The organism is Bartonella sp. AC62GZZY (assembly GCF_042196525.1).
In the GTDB taxonomy this organism is placed as follows: Bacteria; Pseudomonadota; Alphaproteobacteria; order Rhizobiales; family Rhizobiaceae; genus Bartonella.
This window is the reverse complement of sequence record NZ_JBHIQN010000098.1, coordinates 1-551: the sequence shown is the minus strand read 5'-3', so window position 1 is coordinate 551 and position 551 is coordinate 1. Positions and strand designations below refer to the sequence as shown.

1 pseudogene is annotated in these 551 nt (G+C 41.7%); it reads right to left on the bottom strand.

Features of this window, described 5'->3' with window-relative positions:
* A pseudogene (locus tag ACFIML_RS09370) lies at nucleotides 1–543 on the bottom strand (3-isopropylmalate dehydrogenase); the annotation flags it as partial.
* Between the last annotated feature and the right edge of the window lie 8 nt (nucleotides 544–551).

The following is a 551-nucleotide window of genomic DNA, read 5'->3' as shown; positions in this document are numbered from 1 at the left end:
CACATAAGAATTAGGCATTTGTTCATGCGGCAAAACGACATTTAAGCCAATCGTTGGTGCACCAACATCAGCAGCACCACGATTTCCTGCTTCCATTACCCCTGGTCCTCCCCCCGTGACAACCACAAATTCACGATACTCCGTCGTAGCAGAATAGCGTGAACACAAACGCGCAAATTCCCTTGCTTCATCGTAATAATGTGACATAGCATGTAAATTTTTCTTTTGCGTTTCATTTTTTGCTGCCCATGCTGCTTGCCCAGATTCGGGAATACGCGCACCACCAAATAAAACAATTGTTGATTGAATATTATATTCCTGAAGTACTATTTCTGGCTTTAAAAACTCAAGACCAATGCGTTGTGAACGTAACTCCGGACGCATCATAAACTCTTGGTCGATATACGCCAAACGATAAGTAGGTGAATGCATTTGTGCTGAATCAGGAACTTCATGCACCTGTTGTAGAGCATCTTTTACATGGAGAAGTGGTGCCCAATTTTTTTGTTCTTTTCCTCTTTTTTCCTTGTAACCTTTTTTCATGCACTTGT